General features: G+C 65.2%; 12 protein-coding genes. 9 read left to right on the top strand and 3 right to left on the bottom strand.

The genetic code is table 11. The annotated features are described in order from the left end of the window. Positions 1-29 precede the first annotated feature (29 nt). Complete coding sequence (locus NCR39_RS19295; RefSeq protein WP_250453698.1) at positions 30-1,310, top strand: DUF445 domain-containing protein; 1,281 nt, start codon at positions 30-32, stop codon at positions 1,308-1,310. Here the strand turns inward: NCR39_RS19295 and NCR39_RS19290 are convergent, their stop codons facing one another. Then, on the bottom strand, positions 1,311-2,495 hold the full coding sequence (locus NCR39_RS19290; protein WP_250453697.1) for a hypothetical protein: 1,185 nt from the start codon (positions 2,493-2,495) through the stop codon (positions 1,311-1,313). Positions 2,496-3,092: 597 nt separating this feature from the next. Between NCR39_RS19290 and NCR39_RS19285 the strand changes: the two genes are divergently transcribed. The 4 genes from NCR39_RS19285 (at position 3,093) to NCR39_RS19270 (ending at position 8,820) form a co-directional block, all read left to right on the top strand. After that, a complete protein-coding gene (locus NCR39_RS19285) occupies positions 3,093-3,575 on the top strand; it encodes a nuclear transport factor 2 family protein (protein ID WP_250453696.1) in 483 nt (160 codons plus the stop codon). Next, on the top strand, positions 3,572-5,515 hold the full coding sequence (locus NCR39_RS19280; protein WP_250453695.1) for an amylo-alpha-1,6-glucosidase: 1,944 nt from the start codon (positions 3,572-3,574) through the stop codon (positions 5,513-5,515). Before NCR39_RS19285 ends, NCR39_RS19280 begins: the two co-directional genes overlap by 4 nt. Before the next feature lie 37 nt (positions 5,516-5,552). Then, positions 5,553-8,288: an MGH1-like glycoside hydrolase domain-containing protein gene (locus tag NCR39_RS19275; protein WP_250453694.1), complete on the top strand. Its 2,736-nt coding sequence runs from the start codon at positions 5,553-5,555 to the stop codon at positions 8,286-8,288. A 133-nt stretch (positions 8,289-8,421) separates the two neighbouring features. Continuing rightward, on the top strand, positions 8,422-8,820 hold the full coding sequence (locus NCR39_RS19270; RefSeq protein ID WP_250453693.1) for a hypothetical protein: 399 nt from the start codon (positions 8,422-8,424) through the stop codon (positions 8,818-8,820). On the opposite strand, the gene NCR39_RS19265 is transcribed toward NCR39_RS19270, so the two are convergent. Next, complete coding sequence (locus NCR39_RS19265; RefSeq protein WP_250453739.1) at positions 8,738-11,050, bottom strand: FdhF/YdeP family oxidoreductase; 2,313 nt, start codon at positions 11,048-11,050, stop codon at positions 8,738-8,740. The genes NCR39_RS19270 and NCR39_RS19265 overlap by 83 nt on opposite strands. A 149-nt stretch (positions 11,051-11,199) precedes the next feature. On the opposite strand from NCR39_RS19265, the gene NCR39_RS19260 reads away from it, so the two are divergent. From NCR39_RS19260 to pdxR, 3 genes are all read left to right on the top strand, one after another. Continuing rightward, the gene (locus tag NCR39_RS19260) at positions 11,200-12,636 is read left to right on the top strand and encodes an aminotransferase-like domain-containing protein (RefSeq protein ID WP_250453692.1); all 1,437 of its coding nucleotides are present in this window, start codon (positions 11,200-11,202) and stop codon (positions 12,634-12,636) included. Between the two features lie 2 nt (positions 12,637-12,638). Then, positions 12,639-12,902 carry a winged helix-turn-helix domain-containing protein gene (locus NCR39_RS19255; RefSeq protein ID WP_250453691.1) on the top strand — a complete coding sequence of 88 codons (264 nt, stop codon included), beginning with the start codon at positions 12,639-12,641 and terminating at the stop codon, positions 12,900-12,902. Positions 12,903-13,022: 120 nt separating this feature from the next. Further along, complete coding sequence (gene pdxR, locus NCR39_RS19250; protein WP_250453690.1) at positions 13,023-14,474, top strand: MocR-like pyridoxine biosynthesis transcription factor PdxR; 1,452 nt, start codon at positions 13,023-13,025, stop codon at positions 14,472-14,474. A gap of 9 nt (positions 14,475-14,483) precedes the next feature. Here the strand turns inward: pdxR and NCR39_RS19245 are convergent, their stop codons facing one another. Next, a complete protein-coding gene (locus NCR39_RS19245) occupies positions 14,484-15,620 on the bottom strand; it encodes a TAXI family TRAP transporter solute-binding subunit (protein WP_250453689.1) in 1,137 nt (378 codons plus the stop codon). Between the two features lie 127 nt (positions 15,621-15,747). Here NCR39_RS19245 and NCR39_RS19240 point away from each other — a divergent pair, with 127 nt between their 5' ends. After that, the gene (locus NCR39_RS19240; protein ID WP_250453688.1) at positions 15,748-15,900 is read left to right on the top strand and encodes a hypothetical protein; all 153 of its coding nucleotides are present in this window, start codon (positions 15,748-15,750) and stop codon (positions 15,898-15,900) included. Positions 15,901-16,036 lie beyond the last annotated feature (136 nt).

Raw genomic sequence — 16,036 nt, 5'->3', positions numbered from 1 at the left:
GCACTTTCCACCACCCCGATGACGACTCGATGGACACGCAGGATAAAGCCCTAGCCCTCAAGAGAATGAAGTGGTTCGCCGCCGGCTTGCTGGTCGCGGCGGGCGCGCTGTTCGCGCTCGCCAAAAGCCGGCACGACGCGGGCATGTGGGCGTGGGTATCGGCGTTCGCGGAAGCGGCGATGGTCGGCGCGCTCGCGGACTGGTTCGCCGTCGTCGCGCTGTTTCGCCATCCGCTCGGCGTGCCGATTCCGCACACGGCCATCCTGCCCGCGAACAAGGCGCGCGTCGCCGACAACCTCGCCGTGTTCGTGCGCGACCGCTTCCTCGGCACGGATGCGCTCGTCGCGCGCGTGAACGCATTCGATCCGGCGAGCCGCCTTTCCGTGTGGCTCGCGGAGCCGAAGAACGCCGAACTGCTGGGCAAGAAGGCGGTGACGGCGGTCGGCCAGCTGCTTTCTTTCGTCGACGACGACCGCGTCAAAACGACGCTGTACGAAGCCATTCGCCGTCGCGCCGATGCGTTCGATCTGTCATCCGCCGCCGGCAATCTGCTTTCCACGCTGACCGCTGACCGGCGGCATCAATTGCTGCTGGATGAAGGCCTGAAGCAGATGGCCGCGTGGCTCGACAAGCCCGAAGTGCAGGAAATGCTGGCGGCGCGCATCGTCGCGGTGGCGGGTGAGGAATATCCGAAGCTCGTCGGCATGCTCGGCTTCGTCGGGCTCGATGCCGCCGACCTCGGCAACAAGTTCGCGGCGGGTCTCGTGCGCGGCGCGAATCAATGGCTGCACGACGTGACGAGCGACCCGGAACACGAGCGCCGCCAGGCCTTCGATGCCGCCGTGGAGCGCTTCGTCGAACGCCTGAAGTCGGACCCGGCGTTCAAGGCGCGCATCGATCTGCACAAGCGCGAATGGCTGGAACGCCCGGAGTTGCGCGGTTATGTCGACGGTCTCTGGGACGAATTCACCACGTGGCTCGGCGCGGACCTGCAGCGCCCGGATTCGGCGCTGCACGCGAAGGTGGTGCAGGTCGCGTCGGGCTTCGCGCAGTCGCTCGGCAGCGATCCGGCGTTGCGCGAGTCCATCAACGAGCACATGCGCGACGCGTTGAAGGCGCTCGCGCCCGAGTTGCGCGAGGGCATCGCGAAGCACATTGCTGCGACCGTCAAGCAATGGGACGACGCGACGCTGGTGCGCGATGTCGAGTTGAATATCGGGCGCGATCTGCAATTCATCCGCGTGAACGGCACGCTCGTGGGCGGCGCCGTCGGCCTGCTCATTCACGCGGTGACGCTCTTCACGGCTTGATTACTTCCGCTCGGCCATCACGCTTCCGGGGCCGTGCGGCTTGTCCTCCGCGCTGCTGCCGTTCACCGTCACAGTGAGTCCGGCGATCAGCGCCGTGTTGAGCAGCTCGCTGCGCGCCGGTTCGGCGTGCGTGAGCGGCGGCACGCACCATTCGCTGCCGTCAGCCGTCTGAAGCACATAGACGATGCCCGTGCCCAGCAGATCCGAATCGATCATCCTGACGATGCGGCCCGTCTCGGTGCTGGCAAAGCGCGTCGTGCCGCAATGGAAGGTCGGGCTTCCCGCGTGCGGCAGGCCCACCGCGACGCCCGTGACGACCGAATTGCCGTCGGCGGAAAGCGTGACGAGGAGACTTCGGGCCAGCGCCGACATCAGTATGCGGTGCCGGGCGGTGTGATGCGCCGTGTTCATCTGCGCGCAGTAGAGCGTTCCGTCGGATGTGCGCAGCACGTAGCAGATGGTGTCGAGCCGGTCGGAGTCGACGATGCGCACGAGAATCCCGCTGCGCGTCTCCGTCAGCCTGAGCCCGAAGAGCACGAGCGACGGCGGGGCCGGCGCCGACAACGCACCGACCGATATCGCGGTGACGTAATGGTCCTCGTTGCCGCCGAGCGTGACCGGCAGCCCCGCCCTGAGCGCGATCATCAGCAGATGGTTGCGGTTCGCCTGCTCCTGCCGGTCGACTTGCGCGTGATAGCGCGTGCCGTCCGGCGACCGGACGATGACGATGAGCGTATCCGACACTTCCCTGTCGACGATTTCCTCGATGACGCCGGAGCGCGGCGTGCTCGAAATAAAAGCCGGCGCGGCGGTCAGATGCGGACCGAACGCCCGCGATCCGACCGATAGCGCCGAAAGGTAATAATCCGCGTCGCCCGCGACGGTCGCCGGCAGCTTTCCCCGGAATGCGGCCATCAGCAAGGCGTTGCGCAACCGGTGCTCGTGCGGGCGAATTTGCGCGCAGTGATGCGAACCATCCGGGCTGCGGACGATATACGCGATACTCGCAAGCGTATCCGCATCCTCGATCTGAACGATGGCGCCCGTTCTGACGTCTTCCAGCAAACGCCAGGTTTCACCGAGCGACGGAAGCGGCGGAGTGCCGGGCAATGCCACGGAAATATCGGTGATATTGTGGCTTTCGTTCGCTGTCATCGTCACGGAGAGACCCAATTCGAACGCCATCAGCAAAATCGAATTGCGATCCGGGTGTTGTCGATAATCGAGGTGCGCGCAATAGAGTGAACCACCTTTCGTTCTAAGTACATAAATAACGTTATCCGGCGATACGGACTGGATCGCGCGAATAAGGTTCCCGGTGCGGACATCCGTGAGGAAATAATCCGCGGACGCCATTGACGGCTTGCTGAGTCTGGGCTTGATTCTCTTCATGCTCTGTATTTCTTGCCTGAGCGAGTTGTGCTGCGAGTCCGTGTAGGAGCGATGTCGCACCCGGCTAATTCGATACCCACTCGCCAGGCACGGCCGCTCGATTATATTTAACCGGATCTGGTTTAGTATATTCGCCAAAAATAAATCAAGAAATCGACCGCTTCGTTTTATGATTAAGATCAATCTTGGCTAAATAGGATATTTCTTATTCGCTGCGTTAAACGCGGATATTGTTGAGCGGGCGCGTTTCAGATTTAATCGCATTAATATTTTTCATTCGGAACGGTTGAAACAACCCAGGCGGCGGCCGTGTGCGCGGCGGCCATGCAGAGTATTCGCGCCCGCGCGAGAATGCGAACTTCTCCGTCCGACGCGGCAGCGCGACCCGCCATGCCAGATTCGAATCCGAACATCGCATTGATCGAGCGCTTCTACCGCGCTTTTCAAAGTCTCGACGCCGACGCCATGGCCGCGTGTTACGCGCCCGACGTCCGCTTCGAGGATCCCGCATTCGGCGTGCTGTTCGGGCGCGAGGCGGGCGACATGTGGCGGATGCTGCTGGATCGCGCGAGCGACTTCGCGCTGACTTTCGACGGCATCGAATCGCTCGGACAGACCGCGAGCGCGAACGCTGTCGCGCGCTATACGTATTCGGCGACGGGCCGGCCGGTCGTCAACGAGATACGCACGCGCTTCGCCATCCGCGACGGCCTCATCTTCGAGCAGACCGATACCTTCGATCTCTGGCGCTGGAGCCGGCAGGCGCTCGGGCCGGCCGGATGGTGCTTCGGCTGGACGCCCCGCATGCAGCAGGCCATCCGCAAGAAGGCGCGCCGCGCGCTCGCCGATTACCGCAAGCAGGCGGCGGCATGACGGCGATCGACACCGCGCGCTTCGACGACGAATGGCTCGAAGCGGACGCGCACGGCGGCTTCGCGTCGGGCACCGTGGGCACGATGCGCACGCGCCGCTACCACGCGCTCGTGCTCGCGGCGACGCAGCCGCCCGCGGGCCGCGTCGTGCTGGTGAACGGCGTGGAGGCGTGGATCGAGATCGGCGGCGCGCGCGTTCCGCTGACGATGCAACGCTACGCGCCCGACGTGCTGTATCCGGATGCATCGGCGCATCTGGCGGCGTTCGAAACATCGCCGTGGCCGACGTGGCGTTATCGCATCGGCGAAAACGCGGCGGTCGTCGTGGAAGTGTTCGTCGCGAAGGAGAGCGGGCAGACGGTGCTGCGCTGGCGTATCGAAGGCGCGGCGACGGATGCGACGCTGCACGTGCGGCCGCTGCTGTCAGGGCGCGACTATCACGCGCTGCATCGCGAGAACGCGGACTTTCGCTTCGATGCGAGCGTCGATGGCGAGCGCGTTTTCTGGCAACCCTACGGCGGCTTGCCGGCCATCGGCGCGATGTCCAACGGCGCATACGAACACGCGCCCGACTGGTATCGCAACTTCAGTTATGCGCGCGAACGCGAGCGCGGGCTGGATTTCATCGAAGACCTCGCGACGCCCGGCGTCTTTCACTTCGACCTCGCGCGCGGCGAAGCGCTGCTGATCTTGCACGCCGACACGGGCAACGACCCGCCGCTTCATGGCGATGTCCACGTGCTCGCATCGCAGCTCGACGCGCGGGAGCGCGAGCGCCGCGCCGCGTTCGGCTCGCGGCTCGCGCGATCGGCCGATGCGTATGTCGTGAAGCGCAAGAACGGGCTGACGATCATCGCGGGCTTTCCGTGGTTCACCGACTGGGGCCGCGACACGTTCATCTCGATGCGCGGCCTCTTGCTCGCGCCCGGACATCATCAGGATGCCGAATCAATTTTGCTCGAATGGGCCGATGTGCTGTCGGAAGGCATGTTGCCGAACCGCTTTCCCGACAGCGGCGGCTTGCCCGAGTACAACTCCGTCGATGCGTCGCTCTGGTTCGTGATTGCCGTGCACGACTATCTCGCGACCGGCCACGCGCTCGCCGCGACGACGACCCGCCTGCAACGCGCCGTCGATGCGATCCTCGAAGGCTATGCGCGCGGCACGCGCTTCGGCATCGCGGCCGACGAAGACGGTCTCTTGCGCGCGGGCGTGCCCGGCGTGCAGCTCACGTGGATGGACGCGAAAGCGGGCGACTGGATCGTGACGCCGCGCATCGGCAAGCCGGTCGAAGTCGAGGCGTTGTGGATCAACGCGCTCGCGATCGCATCGGCGTGGAACGCGCGCTGGCAGCCGATGCACGATCGCGCGCGGCAGGCGTTCCAGGCGCGCTTCGTCGATCCGGACACGCACGCGCTCGTCGATGTCGTCGATGCCGATCACGAGCCGGGCAAGCTCGACCGCGCAATCCGCCCGAATCAGATTTTCGCGGTCGGCGGGTTGCCGCACGTGATCGTCGATGACGAGACTGCGCGCGCGATCATCGCGCAGGTCGAGGCGCACTTGCTGACGCCGCTCGGCCTGCGCACGCTCGCGCCTTCGGACCCGGCGTATCGCGCGCGTTATGCAGGCGGCTTGCTGGATCGCGATGGCGCGTATCACCAGGGCACGGCGTGGCCGTGGCTCATGGGCCCGTTCGTCGAGGCGTGGCTGCGCGTGCATGGCGCGGCGGGCGTGCGCGAGCGCTTTCTCGCGCCGCTTCACGCGCATCTGGATCGATACGGCATCGGCCATATCAGCGAAGTCGCGGACGGCGACGCGCCGTATACGCCCGGCGGCGCGCCGTTTCAGGCGTGGTCGCTCGCGGAGCTGATGCGTATCGAGAAGTTGATCGGCGAAACATCAGCGCCGTTTGGGCAAACCGCGGCGGAATCGCGGTAAATTGGGCGTTTTCGAAAGTCGCGACGAGGAGACGCCCATGGACAGGACGCGCACCGTCAATCAGATCGATACCGTTGAAGGCTCGCGGCTGCATTCCGGCGAATGCCCGCGCTGGCAGCGCTGGGGGCCGTATCTGAGCGAGCGCCAGTGGGGCACCGTGCGCGAGGATTACAGCGAGTTCGGCACCGCGTGGGAGTACTTTCCGCACGATCATGCGCGCAGCAGGGCGTATCGCTGGGGCGAGGACGGCATTGCCGGCTTCGGCGACGACAAGCTCAACTGGTGCATCTCGCTCGCGCTGTGGAATGGGCGCGATCCGATCCTGAAAGAGCGGCTCTTCGGCCTCACGAATCAGGAAGGCAATCACGGCGAGGACGTGAAGGAGCTTTACTTCTACATCGACGGCACGCCCACGCATTCCTACATGCGCATGCTGTACAAGTACCCGCATGTGGCGTTTCCTTACGCCGATCTCGTCGATGAAAACGCGCGGCGCGGCGCTGACATGCCCGAGTACGAAGTGCTCGACACCGGCGCTTTCGACGACGAGCGCTACTTCGACGTGCAGGTGGAATACGCGAAGCACACGCAGGACGATATCGTGATGCGCGTGACGATCGAAAATCGTTCGGACCGCGCCGCCGCCATCGACGCGCTGCCGCAGATCTGGGCGCGCAACACGTGGTCGTGGAAGCCGACGCCGATCAAGCCGTCGCTCAGGCGCGAAACGGTGCAGGGCGCGACGTATGTCGCCGCCGAACACATGGGCCACGAGCCGATGGTCGTCACCGCATGGTCGCCTAATGTTCAGGATGCCGAATGGATATTCTGCGAGAACGAGACCAACGTGAAGCGCCTTTACCACATGGAAGGCGCGGGCACGTTCAAGGACGGCTTCAACGACTACATCGTTCACGGCGATGAAAGCGCGATTCGCCGCGATGCCGGCACGCGCGCGGCAGCCCGCTTTCATCTCGAACTCGCGGCGCATGCGAAGGCGACGGTCTATCTGCGCTGGCGTCCCGAATCCGAGCCCGACGCTGCTCCGTTAGACGCCGACGCCTTGTTCGCGCGGCGCATCGCGGAAGCGGACGAGTTCTACGGCGCGCTTCAGCACGATATCGCCGATGCCGATCAGCGGCTCGTGCAGCGGCAGGCGCTCGCGGGCATGCTGTGGTCGAAGCAGTACTACCAGTTCGACGTGACGCGCTGGCTCGACGGCGATCCGCTGCAGCCCAATCCGCCGAAGCAGCGCCGCTCCGGACGCAACTACGACTGGCGGCATCTGTGCAACGCGGACATCGTATCGATGCCGGACAAGTGGGAATATCCGTGGTACGCGTCGTGGGATCTCGCGTTTCATGCGGCGGCGTTCGCGCTGATCGATCCCGAGTTCGCCAAGCGCCAGTTGCTGTTGCTCGTGAAGGACCGCTATCAGCATCCGAACGGCCAGTTGCCCGCGTACGAATGGGCTTTCGGCGATGCGAACCCGCCCGTTCATGCATGGGCAACGTGGCGCGTCTACGAGATCGATCGCGCGATCACGGGCTTCGGCGACCGCGACTTTCTGGAGCTAGTCTTCCACAAGCTGCTGCTCAACTTCTCGTGGTGGGTCAACCGCAAGGACGCCGATGGCCGCAACATCTTTCAGGGCGGCTTTCTCGGACTGGATAACGTCGGCATCTTCGATCGCTCGTCGCCGTTGCCGACGGGCGGTCACATCGATCAGGCCGACGGCACCGCGTGGATGGCCGCGTATGCGCTCGACCTCATGCGCATCGCGCTGGAACTGGCGTATGCGAACAAGGTGTTCATCGACATCGCGGTGAAGTTCTTCGAGCACTTCCTGTATATCGCGGAAGCCGTGAGTTGCGAGGACGGTTGCGACACGGGCCTCTGGGACAGCGAGGACGAGTTCTTCTACGACAAGCTGCGCCTGCCCGACGGTTCCAGCGTGCCGATGCGCGTGCGCTCCATAGTCGGGCTCATTCCGTTCTTCGCCGTTCACGTACTGGAGCCGGGCGTGCATGGTTCGCTGCCCGGCTTGCGCGACCGGCTGCACTGGTTTCTCGAACATCGGCCGGACTTGTCGCGGCTCGTCTCGCGATGGAACGTCGCGGGGAAAGGCAATAGCGTGCTGCTTTCGCTGTTGCGCGGGCATCGCATGAAAGCGCTGCTCAAGCGCATGCTCGACGAGACCGAGTTTCTCTCCGACCACGGCGTGCGCGCGCTCTCGCGCGTCCATCTCGACGAGCCGTTCGTCTTCTATCACAACAGCGAGAGCTTCTGCGTGCAGTATCAGCCGGGCGAATCCACGTCGCGCGTGTTCGGCGGCAACTCCAACTGGCGCGGGCCGGTGTGGATGCCGGTGAACTATCTGCTGATCGAATCGATCCTCGAATTTCACCGCTATTACGGCGACGATTTCCGCGTCGAGTATCCGACCGGATCGGGACAAAAATTTTCGCTCGCAGAGATCGCCAATGAACTCTCGCGCCGCGTGACCACGCTTTTCCTGCTGGACAAGAACGGCGAGCGGCCCGTGATGGCGGCGTATCCGCTGCTACAGGCCGATCCGCGTTCGCGCGATCTCGTGCTCTTCCACGAATATTTTCACGGCGACAACGGACGCGGCGTGGGGGCGTCGCATCAGACCGGATGGAGCGGCCTGGTCGCGCTGCTCTTGCAGCCTCGCGCGATGGGGCCGTCGGGCGTCGTGCCGCTCGCGGGCGAGGCCGATGCCGAGGTTCAGGACTTCGCCGGCGTGAAATGAGCGCAGAACGAAGCGGTTCGCTGCCGGGTTGCCTATTAAACGTTCGGACAGATCTGATACCGCTGTGCGCTTCATCTGCGTAACTTTGCCAACCACACGCTTGTAGCGGCTTGGAGGGAACAAAGTGGACGCAATGGCAGGAATCTACGAGTTGGAACGCGGTAATGCAGCGGTCGCGCGCCGCGCCGGCTGCCGCACGGAGCATGAAGACACGCCGCCGTTCGGCCTCGTCATGCTGGTGTTTCTCGCGGCAACGGCGGGCGGCGTCTGGGTATCCTTCGCGTTCGACAACATCGCGTTCGGATGGATGGCGTGCGTCGGCATTCTCGCGGCGCTCGGCGCGGCCATCGATCGCTTCTTCTGCGGCGCCGCCGCGCTCGAACGCCGCCTGAACGCGCGCTCACGGGCGCGTCATCAGGCGCTTCACAAATCCGCGCTGAAGCACGGCCTCAGGCCGCAATGGCTCGGCTGGCAGAACGCAACAACACGGGAATGGACTTCGATGTCGGCGTACCGGCGCCATCCGCGATAGACGAGAGCGGCACGAGCGGATTCGTCTCCGGGTAGTACGCGCCGAGACAGCCGCGCGGAATGTCGTACTCCACCAGCGTGAATCCTTCCACGCGGCGCTCCACGCCGTCATCCCACACGCTCGTGATATCGACGACTTCGCCCGGCTCGAAGCCGAGCATGTCGATGTCCTCGGCATTCGCGAACAGCACGTGCCGCTGGCCGTACACGCCGCGATAACGGTCGTCGAGACCGTAGATGGTCGTGTTGTACTGATCGTGCGAGCGCGTGGTCATGAGCGTCAGCAGGCGCTCGCCGTGCAGCGCGCGGGCGCGGTGAATCGGCGTGTCCACGGCAATGGCGTGCACGATGAACTGCGCCTTGCCGCTCGGCGTATTCCACACGCGATCCCGCGACGCCACGCCGAGATGAAAGCCGCCCGGCTTCTTCAGGCGCTCGTTGTAGTTCTCGAAGCCGTCGATCACCTTTTCGATGCCATCGCGGATCAGCGCGTAGTCGTTCGCATGCGCGAGCCAGTCGACCTTCGCGCTGCCGAGCGTCGCGTGGGCCATGCGCGCGACGATCGCCACTTCGCTCAGCAGATTCGGCGACGCCGGTTTGTTCATGCCGTACGAGATGTGCACCATGCTCATCGAATCTTCGACGGTGACGCCTTGCGCCACGCCGTTCTGCATGTCGATTTCGGTGCGGCCGAGCGTCGGCAGGATCAGCGCGTCGCGGCCATGCACGAGATGGCTGCGGTTCAGCTTCGTCGTGATGTGGACGGTGAGATCGCATGAACGCATCGCTTCCCAGGTGCGCGGCGTGTCGGGCGTCGCGATCGAGAAATTGCCCCCCAAGCCGATGAACACCTTCACGCGGCCTTCGAGCATCGCGTGAATGCTTTCGACGACGTCGTAGCCGTGCTCGCGCGGCGGCTCGAAGTCGTACGCTGCGCCGAGCCGGTCCAGAAACGCCTGCGTCGGCTTTTCCTCGATGCCGACCGTGCGATCGCCCTGCACGTTCGAATGTCCGCGCACCGGGCACAGGCCCGCGCCGCGCCGCCCGATGTTCCCGCGCATCATCATCAGGTTCGACAGCAGTTGCACCGTCGGCACGGAGTTCTTGTGCTGCGTGAGGCCCATGCCCCACGTCGCGATCACGGCGCGGCCCTTCGCGTAGATGTCGGCGAGCTGGAGGATGTCGTCCATCGGCGAGCCGGATTCCGCGACGATCGTCTCCCAGCTTTCCGCGCGCAGATCGGCGGCGAAGGCATCGAAGCCGACCGTATGTTGCGCGATGAAATCGACGTCGATCACGCGCTCGCCGCCCGCGATAAGCGCGGCGTCGTCGAGTTCGATCACGCGTTTCGCGACGCCCTTGATGAGCGCGAAGTCGCCGCCGACTTTCGGCCGGATGAACACGGAGCTGATTTTCACGCCCTTCGGCGACAGCATGTCGAGCGTGTGCTGCGGGCTCGCGAAGCGCTCCAGGCCGCGTTCCTTGAGCGGATTGATCGATACGATCGTCGCGCCGCGTTTCGCGCAGTCGCGCAACTCGCCGAGCATGCGCGGATGGTTCGTCGCCGGATTCTGGCCGAAGAGCAGAAGCGTGTCGGCGTGCTCGAAGTCGTCGAGCGTGACCGTGCCCTTGCCGACGCCCACCGTATGCGGCAAGCCGCGGCTCGTCGCTTCGTGGCACATGTTGGAGCAATCGGGGAAGTTGTTCGTGCCGTACATGCGCACGAACAACTGGTAGAGAAACGCGGCTTCGTTGCTCGCGCGGCCCGAGGTGTAGAAGGCGGCGCGGTCCGGATCGCCGAGTTGCTTGAGATGCGACGCGATCAGTTCGAACGCGGCATCCCATTCGATCGGCACGTAGCGGTCGCGCTTCGCGTCGTAGACGAGCGGATCGGTGAGGCGGCCGTGCTGCTCCAGTTCGTAATCCGATTGCGCCATCAGCGACGACACCGTGTGCTGCTCGAAGAACGCAGGCGTCACGCGCTTGGCCGTGGCTTCGGCGGCGACCGCTTTCACGCCGTTTTCGCAGAATTCGAACGTCGACGCATGTTGCCGGTCCGGCCACGCGCAGCCGGGGCAATCGAAGCCGTCCGGCTGATTCTGCTTGAAAAGCGTGCGGTAGTTGCCGCCCGACACCTTTTCCTTCACGAGGTTGATGGCGACCTGTTTCAGCGCCCCCCAGCCGGCGGCGGGGTGATGGTACGGTTCGATGCGCGGTTCGGGCTTCTTCATGATGGATGCGGCCAGCGTGGTCATTCGATGGCTCAGAGCGTACTGTGTCCCGAATCGCGCACGGCGCACAGAAAATGCGAAATGGGAGGGATACAGTTGCGGCGATTTGCCCTAGACTGCGCTTTGTCGAACGTCAAACATGAAAGCCCGTGAAGCTCTACGAACAACTCGCCGATGAAATCGAAGCCGCCGTGCGACGCGGCGTGTTCACGGCGGGCGAGCGCATCGCGTCGGTGCGGCAGGCGAGCCAGCAGCACGGCGTGAGCATCAAGACCGTGCTGCATGCGTATGCGCTGCTGGAGAGCCGCGGCGTGCTGGAAACGCGTCCGCAATCCGGCTACTTCGTGCGCGCGACACCGCGTTCCGGCGAGGCGCGCGGCGAGCGGGGCGCGGCGGGCGCGATGGCGGTGGCGTCGGAAGTGGACGTGAGCCGCCTCGTGCTGTCCACGTTGCGCAGCATTCGCGCGCACGGCGCCGTGCCGTTCGGATCGCCGTATCCGGATACCGAGCCGTTTCCGTGGCGGCGCATCAACCAGTACGCGAACGCCATCGCGCGGCGGCATGCGAGCTGGAATCTGATCGACGACCTGCCGCCCGGCAATCCCGAACTCATTCGCCAGATCGCGCGGCGTTACGCGGAAAACGGCGTGCCGGTCGATCCCGGCGAGATCGTCATCACGGTCGGCGCGACGGAAGCGATCAACCTGAGCCTGCAAGCCGTCGCGAAGCCGGGCGACACGGTCGCCGTCGAATCGCCGACGTTCTACGCGATGCTCCACGCCATCGAGCGCCTCGGCATGCGCGCGATCGAAGTGCCGACGCATCCCGCCGACGGCATCGACATCGACGCGCTCGCGCAGATCGTCGGCGAGGGAAAGATCGCCGCGTGCATGGTGATGCCGAATTTCCAGAATCCGCTCGGCTTTCAGATGCCGGATGAGCGCAAGCGCCGGCTCGTGGACCTGCTTTCGATGCACGACATTCCCGTCATCGAAAACGATGTCTATCACGAGCTTCATTTCGGCGACGCGCGGCCCTCGACGCTCAAGAATTTCGATACGAAAGGGCTCGTGCTGCATTGCGCGTCGTTTTCGAAGAGCCTGACGGCGTCGTATCGCATCGGTTGGGCGATGCCGGGGCGTTATCGCGCGCAAGTCGAAAAGCTGAAGTTTCTCAACACGCTGACGACGCCATCGGTGCCGCAAGTCGCCGTCGCGGATTACTTGCGTCAGGACGGCTACGACCGGCATCTGCGGCGCGTGCGCAAGCTGTACAGGCAGCAGGCGCGCATCATGATGGCGATGGTCGAACGGTTCTTTCCCGCCGGCACGCGCACGTCCGCGCCGCAGGGCGGCTATGTGCTGTGGGTGGAACTGCCGGAGCGCGTCGATTCCATGCTGCTGTATCGTGCGGCGCTGGCGGAAGGCATCACGGTCGGGCCGGGCTATATGTTCTCGACGCGCAATGCATTCAGCCATTTCATCCGCCTCAATTACAGCTATCCGTGGACGCCGCAAAGCGAGGCGGCGCTGCAACGGCTCGGGCAACTCGTCGGCGAAATCGACGCCCGCGCAAGGGAGACTTGAATATGAACGATGACATCGATCCGGCGCTCGTCGCCATTCTCGAGCAGCTTTGGCGCGCGAAGCACGAGACGCCGGGGCGCGCGTGGTCGCTTGCGAAACTGGCGAAGCAATCCGGCTTGCCGATGAGCGCGCTGCGCCGGCATTTGACCGCGCTGGCGGACGCGGGGCTCGTGGACGTGCAATTGAGCGAAGAGGGCGCGGGATCGGCTGCGCTGACGGCGGCCGGCGTGACGCTTTGCGAGGCGGTGTTCGGAGGGGAACAATGACGTCGCCTTCACCTAACGCGCCCGACGCACAGCCCGAAGAACCGCGCGACGTCTTCGGTCCCTGGCGCGAAACGCTGCACGAGGAATGGCCACCGTTTTCCTAACCACATCGCCACCACGTTGGACATCCACATCACCCTGCACGGCCGGCGCGACCTGACCGGCCAGATCTACGGCCAGCTTCGCGTCGGCATCATCGAAGGACGGCTCGCCGCGAACTTGCGCCTGCCGTCCACGCGCGAACTCGCCGCGCAGCTCGGCGTCTCCCGCAAAACGACGCTCGAAGTCTTCGACCGCCTCATCGCGGAAGGCTTTCTGCGCACGCGCGCGGGCGATGGCACCTTCGTCGCCGACGGCCTCGCGCGGCTGCCCGGCGCGCGGCCTGAGCCAGCGTCGGCGCGCGCACGGGCCGCCGGCATCTGGCGCAAGATGCCCGAGCGCATGGCCATGCCGATGCCGCCCGCGGGCATCACGCTCGACTGCGATTTCAAGGGCGGCGTCACCGACAAGACGCTCTTTCCCTTCGACGCCTGGCGCCGCTGCGTCAATCAGGCGCTGCGCACGCAGGCGCGCGCGGGCGGCGGCGTGGCGTCGTATCGCGATCCGGCGGGCGAGCAGGAATTGCGGCTCGGCATCGCGCGTTATCTCGGGTTCAGCCGCGCGGTGGCGTGCAACTGGCAGGACGTCGTCGTGACGCAAGGCGCGCAGCAGGCGCTCGACCTGCTCGCGCGCGTGGTCATCCAGCCGGGCGATGTCGTCGCGGTCGAAGAGCCGGGTTATCCGCCCGCGCGGGCGCTGTTCTCGGCGCTGGGCGCGCGCATCGCGCATGTGCCGGTGGATGGCGAGGGCATCGTCGTCGGCAAGCTGCCGCGCAATGCGCGGCTCGTCTACGTGACGCCGTCGCATCAGTTTCCGCTCGGCATGCCGATGAGTCTCGACCGGCGCGTCGAATTGCTCGAATGGGCGGGCAAGCGCGGCGCGGTGATCGTCGAGGACGATTATGACGGCGAGTTCCGCTTCGAAGGGCGGCCGGTCGAATCGCTGAAGAGTCTGGACCGCGCGGGGCTGGTCGCGTATGTCGGCACGTTCTCGAAGACGCTGTTTCCGGATCTGCGGATCGGCTATGTCGTGCCGCCCGCGACGCTTCGCGAGCCGCTCTGGAACGCGAAGCAGATCGCGGATTGCCACAGTTGCATGCTGACGCAGACCGCGCTCGGCGCGTTCATGCTCGACGGCGAATACGCGAAGCATCTGCGCCGCATGCACAAGGCGTATGCCGAGCGGCGCGCGACCCTGCTCGACCGCTTGACGGGCGATCTCGCGCCCTGGTTCGAGCCGCTTCCCGCGATGGCCGGCATCCATCTGGTCGCGCGGCTTCGCCGAGGCTGGCGCGAGGAACGCGTCGTGGCGGCAGCGCGCGAGGCGTCGATCGGGCTGTACGGCATTCGCCCCTTCTATGCGGGCGACGCCATCGAACAGGGCATGCTGTTCGGATACGGCGGCACGAGCGCGCAGACGATCGCGCGCGGCATGTCGCGCCTCGCCGCGCTCATGCCGCAGCTATCGCGGTGACGATGCGCGTTACTGGTCGTCGCACAGAAGCAGCAGCTTTTCCTGGCTCGTGCACGTCGATTTCTTCTTCGGCGCGGCGGCGTCCGTGCCTTTCGCGGACACGGTCTGCGCCGAGCCTTGCGACTTCGCCTCCGCCGTGCGCCGCGCGATGCACTGGCGCAAGCGCTTTTCCATCGGCGGATAGTATTTCCAGCCGCGCGTGAGCGGCGGCAAGTCGAGACGCACCTGCTTCCACTTCGGATGCCCGCTCGCCTGCAGCGTGTCGAAGTTCGTGCAGAGCGAATCCGCGAATTTCGACAGCGCGCCGACCGTGCCGCGCAAGCCGTAGTCGTACGTGACGAGGAACGCCTTCACGGTGAGCGTCGGCGTGTCTTCCTGAATCCAGTTCGGATAGCTCGTCGTGCGGATGGTCGCCGGGAAATACGTCTGCTTCGCCTTGGCGGTTTCGGGCGCGGACGGATCGAGGCGCAGCAGCTTGATCTGCTGCAGCAGTTCCGGATTCATGTCCTGAAAGAGCTTGGCCGGCTGGCCCGCGACGATCACCGCGACATCGATCTTGCGCACGATCAGCTTGGCGAGCGCGTCTTCGTTGTCGAGGTGCTGCTCGTTGGCATCGGCAATCGGCTCGCCGAACATCAGCCGATACAGCGTCTCCGCCGACTGCGCCGTGCCGCTTCCAATCGGCCCGACGCTGATGTTCTTGCCCTTGATCTCGTTGATGGTCTTGAGCGGCGAATCCGAGCGCACGACGAAGTAAATCTCCTCGTCATAGAGCGGCATGATGAGGCGCAGCGGCTGGATGATCCGGCCCGCTTCCGCGTTGCCGGAACTCGCCATGTCGAGATACGCCTGATACACGTCCGACTGCACCAGCGCGAACTTCACGCCGGGCTCGTAGCGCATGCGCTGCACGTTTTCCGCCGATCCCTTCGAGGGCAGCACTTCCAGATCGATGCCCGCCGGCTCCGCGACGTACTTCGACAAGTCCTGACCGATCTGGATATACGTGCCGCGTTCCTGGCCGGTGGTGATCTTGTACGGCACGGGATCGGCAAAACTGGATGTCGCCGCGCAGGCGAGCCCGATGACGGCGCACAGGGCGAGCGCGCCCCGCGCGGCATTGCGCATGAAACTGGTCGAGACCATGGTTGACCCTTTAGTCGAGTTTGGACGGGTTCTTTGAAACGCGCGCGATGCGGCTGCACCGCGCGTAATGCGACATGCGTGATGCGTGGGAATCGGGCGGGGCGGTCAGCGCGATGGCTTTTGCGTCGTGTCTCCGCTGCTCCAGCCGTATTGCTTGATCGCGCGTTCGACGTCGTCGGTCTTGTCCGCGTCGAAGCGCGCCGTCATGTTCGATGCGCCCGTGCTCGCCGGACGCGTCGCCGGATTGGCGGCGGCGGCGACGGGCGTGGGTTTGTCTTGACAGGGTTGTGAAATAGGGGGGGGGGGGGGGGTGGGGGGTGCCGTCTTCTGCTTGTAAATTGGGGGGGGGGGGGGGGGGGGGGGGGGGGGGGGGGGGGGGGGGGGGGGGGGGGGGGGGGGGGGGGGGGGGGGGGGGG

The organism is Caballeronia sp. ATUFL_M2_KS44 (genome assembly GCF_023630965.1).
Lineage (GTDB): Bacteria > Pseudomonadota > Gammaproteobacteria > Burkholderiales > Burkholderiaceae > Caballeronia > Caballeronia concitans.
Note: the sequence above shows the minus strand (reverse complement) of the source record. Positions and strands in the feature narration are given on the sequence as shown.

Bases quoted from the DNA above. Each gene is read 5' to 3' on its own strand.
- NCR39_RS19275 (WP_250453694.1), top strand. From the start codon at position 5,553: ATGGACAGGACGCGCACCGTCAATCAGATCGATACCGTTGAAGGCTCG.
- NCR39_RS19290 (WP_250453697.1), bottom strand. From the start codon at position 2,495: ATGGCGTTCGAATTGGGTCTCTCCGTGACGATGACAGCGAACGAAAGC.
- NCR39_RS19265 (WP_250453739.1), bottom strand. From the start codon at position 11,050: ATGAAGAAGCCCGAACCGCGCATCGAACCGTACCATCACCCCGCCGCC.
- NCR39_RS19280 (WP_250453695.1), top strand. From the start codon at position 3,572: ATGACGGCGATCGACACCGCGCGCTTCGACGACGAATGGCTCGAAGCG.
- NCR39_RS19285 (WP_250453696.1), top strand. From the start codon at position 3,093: ATGCCAGATTCGAATCCGAACATCGCATTGATCGAGCGCTTCTACCGC.
- NCR39_RS19270 (WP_250453693.1), top strand. From the start codon at position 8,422: ATGGCAGGAATCTACGAGTTGGAACGCGGTAATGCAGCGGTCGCGCGC.
- NCR39_RS19255 (WP_250453691.1), top strand. From the start codon at position 12,639: ATGAACGATGACATCGATCCGGCGCTCGTCGCCATTCTCGAGCAGCTT.
- NCR39_RS19245 (WP_250453689.1), bottom strand. From the start codon at position 15,620: ATGGTCTCGACCAGTTTCATGCGCAATGCCGCGCGGGGCGCGCTCGCC.
- NCR39_RS19295 (WP_250453698.1), top strand. From the start codon at position 30: ATGGACACGCAGGATAAAGCCCTAGCCCTCAAGAGAATGAAGTGGTTC.